8 protein-coding genes are annotated in these 9,868 nt (G+C 30.4%); all 8 read left to right on the forward strand.

Annotated features, from left to right (window positions below; genetic code table 4):
* The first annotated feature begins 216 nt into the window (after positions 1-216).
* Positions 217-1,992, forward strand: coding sequence for a hypothetical protein (locus EHV01_RS01490; protein WP_422065901.1), 1,776 nt, complete (start codon positions 217-219; stop codon positions 1,990-1,992).
* Positions 1,992-2,267: an Mbov_0395 family pilin-like conjugal transfer protein gene (locus EHV01_RS01495; RefSeq protein WP_422065902.1), complete on the forward strand. Its 276-nt coding sequence runs from the start codon at positions 1,992-1,994 to the stop codon at positions 2,265-2,267. Before EHV01_RS01490 ends, EHV01_RS01495 begins: the two co-directional genes overlap by 1 nt.
* Positions 2,268-2,283: 16 nt before the next feature.
* The gene (locus EHV01_RS01500) at positions 2,284-3,753 is read left to right on the forward strand and encodes an Mbov_0396 family ICE element transmembrane protein (RefSeq protein WP_422065903.1); all 1,470 of its coding nucleotides are present in this window, start codon (positions 2,284-2,286) and stop codon (positions 3,751-3,753) included.
* Positions 3,754-3,851: 98 nt separating this feature from the next.
* Positions 3,852-4,199, forward strand: a complete 348-nt coding sequence (locus tag EHV01_RS01505; RefSeq protein WP_422065904.1) for a hypothetical protein — start codon at positions 3,852-3,854, stop codon at positions 4,197-4,199.
* Between the two features lie 2 nt (positions 4,200-4,201).
* Entirely contained in the window at positions 4,202-6,709 is a 2,508-nt protein-coding gene (locus tag EHV01_RS01510; RefSeq protein WP_422065905.1) for an Mbov_0397 family ICE element conjugal transfer ATPase, read from the forward strand.
* Between the two features lie 11 nt (positions 6,710-6,720).
* Positions 6,721-8,211, forward strand: coding sequence for a type IV secretion system DNA-binding domain-containing protein (locus EHV01_RS01515; protein WP_422065906.1), 1,491 nt, complete (start codon positions 6,721-6,723; stop codon positions 8,209-8,211).
* Between the two features lie 46 nt (positions 8,212-8,257).
* On the forward strand, positions 8,258-8,932 hold the full coding sequence (locus EHV01_RS01520) for a hypothetical protein (protein WP_422065907.1): 675 nt from the start codon (positions 8,258-8,260) through the stop codon (positions 8,930-8,932).
* 607 nt (positions 8,933-9,539) lie between these two features.
* On the forward strand, positions 9,540-9,868 hold a 329-nt coding region (locus EHV01_RS01525; protein ID WP_422065908.1), incomplete at its 3' end, for a hypothetical protein.

Here is a 9,868-nt window from a genome sequence, read left to right on the forward strand (position 1 = left end):
AATAAAAATTTGGTGATAGTAATTTATCCTAAAATAAATTACTATCGTGGAAACACTAGTTAACACCTAGCGTTTCCACAGACAATTTTAACATATTTTACTGGGGTATTTTGTTTGTATGCTTGTGAAATGTGTTAAAAATTGTCTTGTGGGAATAGTGCGGTGGTGCTATTCTCTTTTTTTGTTAAAAAGAGAATTCAGAAAGGAAATAAAGAAATGAAAAAGTTACTAAGTATATTAACCATAACTACGCTAACAGCAAGCGTTCCCGCGCCGTTGCTTGCCAACACAGTACAAACTCGTGTCAAACGCGATGTTGGGACAACTAATAAAGAAATTACTAACGGATTACAAATACAAATGTCTGATATTAAAAATTTAAATTTAAATTGAAAAATTATAAGTGGTACATTTAATGAAGAATTTAATGTGCGTAATAATAAATTATATATAATGTCTGTAAGAAAATCTAAAACAACTGATGATTTTATAATTATTAAATTTAAAAACAATGATATTGACAAACCATTTGGTAATGTCTGAAATAATGGTGTTGCTTTAGATGGTGAATGATATTCTGTTACAGAATTATTTAGATGAGAAGGAGTGTTAGAACCAATAACTTTACCATTAATTGATGTAAAAACTGGTAAAGTTGTAAATTGAAATGATATTACACCATTTCAGAAAGGAATAAACTTTTCTATTGCTGATGATAAAAATGGTTATTGAATAAAACCATATCAATTAGTAACTAATGGACAAGTTAAAGTTAAAATTGTAAACACTGATATCGATACTGTTAAAGTCAACGGTTCTATTATGCCTAGTCCGAATAAAAGCTGGGATTTTGACTTGCCAGTAGATAGCACCACTGTTGAAAATAAAGATTATAAAATTGAAATAGCATTTAAAATTGATGGGAAAAGTTATATAGGACAAATTATTGTGTCATCATTATTGACACAACCAAGTATTACTGTACAAAAAAACACATCGTCTTTTGGCAATGTTGCTAGTTATATTTATCAAGTACCAACCAATGATAAAGTAGGAAATACTACATTAACTAGTGATTTGTATTATTCTGATACCGAAGTTAAAGTCAGTTTAAATCAACCAACTGGCACAACAGTACAAAATGGTATTGTATATGGTTTAAATGAAAAATGACAAAAAAACGGACAAAAATTAGATATTACTGGTAATGTATCTTTAAATGCAACAATGTTAAATTCATATCAAGGTCGGTTTTTAGTTGAAACAAAAGATAGCGCTGTTAATTCAAGTTTTTATTATGTTGTTTTGAACAAAGATAATTTAACACCTAACTTTTGAAACACAGACCAAGGCGAGCAGTTTTATCAGTGAGCAAATTTTAATGATTATAATGAAAGCATTAAAAAACTTAATGCAACAGAGTCAAATAAAATCATTAAAGCTAGTGCAAATTGGAAAAAGATAGCGCCCGATAGTCAATTTGCAACTGCTCTTGCTGTTTGGTTTAAAACCAATGGTAAACTGTCAGTAACCGAATCGTTGACAAAAGAGCAAGTTATAGAGCAGTTAAAAACCCAAATTCCAAGCACCATCAAAATTCCCGATGTAAATACCAGCAATTATGATGTAAACAAAGTTTCATTTGTTTTGAAACAAGGTGAGTTTAACCCAAATGACAAAGTAAACATTACTGTTAAATACAATAATGCGACTTCAGAACAATTTACCTTGCAAATAAAAAACACTAATACACCAGATAATAATAAAAAATCTGGTTTGGGTATTTGGGCTATCTTTGGAATTGTTGTTGGTTCGTTGTTGGGTTTATTCGTTCTTTGATGGTTGTTTAAAAAATTTGTGGTTGACCCGTTTATTTTAAAACCAATCCGCGAGAAAAAAGAAAAAGCCTTTGTGGCAAAAACAGAAAAAGATATTGCCCAAATGAAAAAAGATGATGAAGAATGAGAAGCAAAACAACGAGGTGATAAATAATGATGACTTTCTTAGGGACAAGTGGCGCAACTAGCTTACAAGAAATTGGCAATAAAATAATTTCTGTTGGAATGCCAATTCTAATCGGAGTAGCAATCGTTATTGGAATTGTTATGGTGGCATACTATGGCATTGCTGGTAAATTTGCCAAAAACGCCGAACAACGCAGAGAAACGATTGCTCGTGTTACTTGGATTGGTGTTTGTTTGGGAATTGTGATTTTGGCGAGTGCAATTGTCTTGGGTCTAAAAGATGTTATTTTAGGAATTGCATAAAAGGGGGCGTTAAAAAATGGTGCAAAATAAAAAAGGTTTGAAAAACCCTTTCGTTGTTGGCAAGTCAGCCAAGATAAAGCCAACATCTTTTAAAAATGTCATAGCCATTGTCAATAATATGATTAAGAAAATGGCTATCTTTCTTATTATAGCATTTTTGCCATTGATGTTAATAACAATAATTATTGTTGTAATTATTGTTGCGATTATGGCGATATTTGCCTCTGACACAATCAATCATTTCACTAGCACTCACGCCTCAGAATTATTTATTCAGTACAGTCAAACGGCCTCCGATACTACTGGTGGGGATGCTCCAAGTTGGTTGCTGGGTAAAATTATGGAGGCGGTATTTGCTATCTTATATATTATTTTCATAAAACCGTTGTTGTGACTTTTAAATAAATTCCAAGACATAATTGCTTTTATGTCGGGTGGGAATTTGGCGAATCGTTTGTTGTTTGAAAATAATACATCTAATGGGGTACCGATGTTATTTATTGTGATGTTATCGATTGCGGGAATAATATTGGTTTTGTTGTTGGCAGGAAGAATGATTGAAATAATGTTGTCGGATGAAAAACATAGTAAGTTAAAAATAACATTGCGTAATATGATTTTATTGTTTGTTGCAATTCCGACAATTCCTATTATTTTTTATACTTTAAATGTTATTGTTAACTTACTAACCCAAGCGATTATGCAAGTAAGTAACTTGAATATACAAAATATTGGTTTGTTTATCTTTAATTCGTCGTTTGATAATGGGATGCACGACTTTGATTATGTTCCTGCAAGTTGAACATTTAAAGATAGTGGACATTTTAATTATTTGTTGTGTTTGTTTTCTGAGGGCTTTATGATCTACATTTTCTTGTTGATTGCGTTGTTTTTATTCTGGCGAACTGCGGAGTTATTAATTCTTTATGTTTTATCGCCCGTTGTGATAGTATCAGCAATTCAAGATGATGGAAGAAGATTTAAAAACTGAAAAGAATTAACTGTTGCTCGCTTTATTAGTTTTAATATGGTGTTCTTAGCGTATAGTTTGTTTTTATGGAGTATGTCTGTATTCGCGGAAATTGGTAAAGCCATTCCCGGCCCAACAACAAGACCAATTTTTACTTTATTAGGTGTTTTTGCGTTTGGAATTGTTGTTGTGAAATCGCCGCAACTCTTATCATCGTTGTTGGGTGGTAATACATCGTTGGGTGATGGCATTGGTAACATAATGGGGTTGAAAGTAGCAACCAATGCTTTTATGACTGGTGGGGCGTTGACCGTAAGTGGTGTTCGTGCTAGTTATAATTTAAGTAAAAAAACTGCTCGTGGAATTGGAGCGGTTCGTGCATATCAAGTTGGAGCGAAAGAACACGGGTTTAAAAATGTTGCCAAGGCACAATTTAAAAATGCATTCACTGGCGATTATAAAAACCAACATAGTAAAACAAGCGAAAAAATTAATCAGTGGTTCACTGATAAATAATTTTTAAATTATCGTTTATAACGCATTGAATGTTATTTTCGTTAATAAGAATATTAACTCAGTGTGTTATATATAAACGTTTAGAAAGAAAAAATAAGATGGAAACAAAACAAAATGAATGAGTAACAGTAAACATCATGGCTCGGCGAAAACTAAAACGAGAAACTGAGAAAGCCGTTTTATTTTCAATTCCCGAACATAAGGGGTTGTCGGTGTGAATTAGTAAAAAATGTATTCACGGTTCACGTAACGGAAAAATGCTTGCTGTTGGTATTAAAAAGAATGATGAATATGCAATATGAACATATGACGCTGACAGTAACAAACATTTAAAAAATGAGATATGACAAGGACAACACTTAATTAATCAATATCAAAATGAGTTTAAAAAAATAGTTGCTTGAGTTAAAAAACAACAAGCAACAAAAAACCTAGGAGGCGAATAATTATGGATGATAACAAAGCTCGCATTATTACAAAACGAGCCAGTAAAATTCGTTTTACGATTTCTAATGCTCTTGGTGGGATTGGCAAAGTTGAAATTGCAATTATTGTAATTGATTTTTTAATTACAGCCTTAATTTTTTCATTTTTATTTAAGTATCAAATAATTGCTAGTGTGCTTATTACGATTTTTATGTGATTGATAAGTTTAATTTTAATGTTTCCAACGAAAAACGGCACTAAAATATACAGCGTTATTTGAACAGCATTCAAATATATTTTTGTTAAAAAACAAAATAACGATGTTTTAAAAATTAGTAAAATTCAAAAAATAGAAAATAATGTTATTACTTTTTCAAATAAAGTTGCCGTTTTGTATCGTATTGAAGCGGTTGATATTTCGTTGGCAAATCAACAAGAACGCGATATCCCTATTTATAAATTATCTAGTATTTTCAAAACAATAGATATTGATTTTGAAATTTGTAAAATTCAAACCCCGTATGAATTTAACGAACAAATTAAACATATTGATAATTTTTTAGACAAAGAAAAAACTGAGTTTAAAAAAACTCAGTTAACAAATTTAAAAAATTGATATTTGAATTTGCAATATGGTAATCAAAAATTAAAAACTGCATACTTTTTAATGATTACCGGCGATAATGTTACTTTAATAAATCAAAAATTAAGATATGTTATTAATGAATTTGATAATAACATTAAATTTATTAAAGCAACATTTGAAGAAACAAGTTTATTAGTTCAACGCAATATTATTCCAACGAATAATGTTGTTGATAAACCACATAAAATTAGACAATTTGCTAATTATGTGACAGTTGATAATAAATTTATTTCTTATTTAACTGTATCACAATATCCGTTGATTGTGCCTGATACTTGACTGGGATTTATTGCAAATTTAAGCAATGTTAATGTCAATATTAAAGTTCATCACATTTTAGAACAAGAAGCATTGAAATTGCTTGACCGTGCCATTAATCGTGCTGAAATTCAAACAACAAGCAAAACAAGCGAAGAAATTAAATATCAATCATACTTGGAACATTTTACAGAATTAATGAATATGGTTCAAAATGGCGGTGAAACCTTGAAAATGGTTTCAATTATGTTTACTTGTTTTGCTGATACAAAAAAAGAACTAGATAGTATTAGAACGATGTTAATAAGTGAAATGACAAAGAAGGGTTTTGTCTCTGATGAATTAAAATTTCAGCAGTTAAAAGCATATAATTTTGTTTGAAACAACAGTATTAAAAACAGTACTGAATGATGACAAGAAATTCCGGTTATTTCGTTAGCAAGTAGTTATCCGTTTGTAGCAACACCTTTAAATGATAATAATGGGCTGCTCTTGGGAACGAATGATCTAGATGAACCGATTAGTTTTGATATAAAAGTGCGCGATAGTTTCCGCAATAGTAGTAATGCTTTTATTGTCGGAATGACAGGAAGTGGTAAAACATTTAATGCTAAAAAGCAATTAAATTGATTATATTGTAATAATACAAAAATTTATATTATTGACCCTGAACGGGAATACCATCAATTAGCTAATTACTATGGTGGGGAAATTATCCCAATTGGCAAATCGGACAAAGCACGAATAAATCCGTTAGAAATTTTTTCAGATGATTTACTAGAACATATTTCTTTATTAGAACAATGATTTAAGATTTTATATCCGTCTTTAACGGATGTTGATTTAAGTTTATTACAACAAACAATTTTAAAACTATACCAAGATTTTAAAATTACTGATAAAACAGAATTAAATAAATTAACTGCTCATGATTATCCTACTTTATCGCATTTGTTTAGTTTAATTGAAAAACAAGAAAAAAGCGAAAGTAATAAATCACACGTATACAATGTTTTATGAAAACTTGCCGAAGGAGCTGATGGTTCTTTGTGAAACGGAATAAGTACTTTGTCGCTAAAAAGTGATTTGATTGTTTTTGATACCCACGAATTAACAGCAAACAAAAACCGACAAAACGCTCAGTTGTTTTTAATGCTTTCGTTTTTGGATAAGGTAGTAAAACAAAACAAAGCCAAAAACCAAGCATTACCAATTACTGAACAACAATGAATTTGTATTGCCATTGATGAAGCTCATTTATTGATTAATGAAAATAATACCTTAGCGTTGAATTTCTTATTTGAAATGACAAAACGTATTCGTAAATATAACGGTATTTTGTATATTATGACACAAAACATCAATGATTTTATGGGCAATGCGAATATTAAAACGCAAGCCCAAGGGATAATAAACAACTGTTTATATCAGTTTGTTCATCATTTAGCGGCGAGTGATTTACAAGATTATGATAATTTAATTTCTGCAAGTGGAAGATTAAATCAATATCAAAAAGATATGATCGCAACCGCACCAGCAGGAACTTGTCTGTTTTCGATTGGTGCCAATAACCGAATATTATTGAATGTTGAAGCAAGCGAAATAGAACAAGAAGTTTTTAGTTAGGAGATATGTGTATGCGTAAAATAAAAAAATGATATAAAAAAATTAATAAGTTTCAAAAAGTAATCTTTTGAATTATTTTTGCTGTATTAATCTTTTTCTTGCTGATTGCTTTAATTAATATTCCTATTTCGCTTGGCTATGCGGGGATAAAACTAAAGGCGGTTACTTGACAAAATTTTTCAACTGCTTATGCAGAAGATACTTGCTTTAAAATTTCCGCAATTATTGGCATTATCGTTGTGATGGTGTTTATGGGGTTTATTGGTTATCAGAAATGACAACATTTTGATATATTTGCTTATGAACAAAAGAAAAAATCAAAGAAAATAGCACAAGAATTTAACCAAATTCCACAAAACAATTTAGTTATGTTAAACAATAAAATTGGTTTAATTGCGGCTAATTTAACTCAACACACACTTCTTGTTGGCACTACTGGTAGCGGTAAAACAACAACATTAATGCAAATTATAAAAGAGTTAGTGTTTAAATTCCGCGAAATAATCATCATTATTGATGGTAAAGGCGATATTGATTTAATTGATAAAGTTAAAAAACTAGACCCCAATGCTTTTATTTGAGAAATTAGTGGTAACACAAAATATAACCCTTTTACAAATAAAGATAAGGTTATTTTAGCGGATAAGATAATGTCGTTGTTTGACTTTTCCGAACAGTATTATCAAAATATTGCTCACAATTATTTGTTATTATTGCTTGATACACTTTTAAAAAATGATATAGCTATTACTTTTGATAATTTAGTTAAATACTTTCCTATTAAACAATTAGAAAAATTATTTGTTTTTAATGACAATAGCCTTTCGTTATTATCCAACTTTGATAAAAAAGACATCAACGGCCTTTATAATCAATTAAATGTTTACAACACACAACTAAACGATAGTTTGGGCAATAAAAATACTTTGTTAGAATTGATTAGTAAAAATAAAACGATTTTGTTTAGTATCAATTCGTTGATGTATCCGAAACTGGCGGGTTCGGTTGGTAAAATCATTATCCAAGACTTAAAAGAATTAACCGCTCTAAAACCAGTTAATCAAAAAATTAATATTGTTTTAGATGAGTTTAATGTTTTTGCGAGTGAAACGATTATCAACTTGATAAATAAATCACGAGCATTTAATTATCAATGTTTCTTGTTGTTTCAAACAATCAACGACCTAAAAACAAACAATATGAATTTAACAGACACTATTTTTGGAAATGTTAGCACTATTGTTTGTCATTCATTGAAAGACCCAAACACCGCAGAATATGTGGCGAGTGTCTTTGGTACCCAAGAAACCGAAAAAATAACACGACAACTTGACTTTAAAAATAGCACCGCTAATATGGGCTCGGTGCGTTCGGTCGATGAGTTTGTTGTTCATCCGAACGATCTTAAAATCCTTAAAATTGGTGAATGCTATTTTAAAACCACGCTTCCGAGTGGCAAATTATTTATTAAAAAAATTCAAGTAATTCCAAACTACTATTAAATAAATAATATTAAAAATTATTTACTTATCAGAAAGGAAATATATTATGAATAAACAAACAGTTCAATTTGGACAACAAGTAAATTATCACTTTGTTAAATTACCACATGGTGGCCAATTTAAAGTTTTTAACCAGTTAGACAATCAAAAACACATGTGTAACTTTTTTGTCCATAAATCTGATGTTTTTAATTATACAGAATTATCAAATAAGGTGCGGGTTGGTAAAAACTTCATTGTCGTGCCCAAAAAGGCCTGTATTAGAAACAAAAACAATCCTGATTGATATAATGTTGGGATTAAAGTTTTTGGTGCTTATCATGTGTTTTATTTCGATGAAAGAATCAAAGCGACTGGCTATGACGCGATGATTAAAACAAATATGTATCATTTTCATCACTTAAATACCCTACACCGTCAATTTGAAAAATGACAAGATGTTGAGCCACGTCTTCGTAAGTTTAAAAACCGCGAAGAATTTTTAGCTGACGTTGATAAAAAATATCAAACTGAATTAGAACAAATGGCCAAACAAAAAGCAGAATTTCAAGCTTCAATCAAAGCCAAACATTCTGCTGCACACGCCAATAATCAAAATAGAGAAAATAATTCTCTTGTTGATGATTATAACACCTTGTATGAAAAAAACAAGGGCGAGCCACCAAAATTATCTGAAGAAGAACTCAATCAGTTATTAGCGGAATTAGACAACTTAGTCTAACTCCCCTATCGAGTTCTTCAACTCCCCTACCAACAAAAGCAGAGAGCTTGCGTAAAACCAGAGTTGTAGCAAGACAACAAATAATCAAAACCAAGATATGGTCTTCATCATATCCTTTTTGCTGTTTGGCAAATCACCTATTTTTATTATCCATTTTCTTCCAATATAATTCCAAAACTATTCCTGTACTATACCAAAACAAAATATCACATAAAAACCTAGTTATTTTAAAATTTAATTGGAGTTTTATATCAAAATTAATAAATATATTACTTTTAATATATAATTATATTAAGTATTTAGTAAGTTTATATACTTATTAATAATCTTGCTTATACTGCGGAAAGACAAGCATTTTGGCACGCCAAGCACCCGAAACCCCGCACTCCCAACGTTGTTGATAGCACGGGGTTTCGGGTTAATGTTTGTGTTCCGCAGTGGTGGGTATTTATTTGTTGTATTTTTTACAACAAATACAACCAATAAATAGCCACCCTGTCCCTTTTTTCTTTTTGCCCAAGCCCTTAAAAGAAAAAAGAGAACGCAAAAAAGAAAAAACCCCACCCTGTTAGTAAGACAAGAGTGGTTGGTAAGGGGTTGATACACTATGGGTGAGTTAGAGAAAATATTGATTATGATAAATCGTTGAGGATATTTAAATTTAGAACAATTCGCTTTGTTACTAAACAAAAATATTAAAACAATTCAATTACAAAAAGCAAAACTAATAAATTTAAAAATGCTGAATGTGGACATGCTACCGAAGAAAAACTATTATACTTTAACTAGTAAAGCTCAAAGTCATTTAGGGCGAGTTCATAAAAAAAGCATTAAAGTAAATTATTATGAATTACAACACCAAGACATGCTCATCAAATGACTTTGTAGTCAAACCGACATCACACACTATCAAACCGAGCGGGAGCTCAAAAYSMA

Origin of the sequence: Spiroplasma sp. hy2, from assembly GCF_044714365.1 — a bacterium.
GTDB classification, from domain to species: Bacteria; Bacillota_I; Bacilli_A; order Mycoplasmatales; family Mycoplasmataceae; genus Spiroplasma; species Spiroplasma phoeniceum.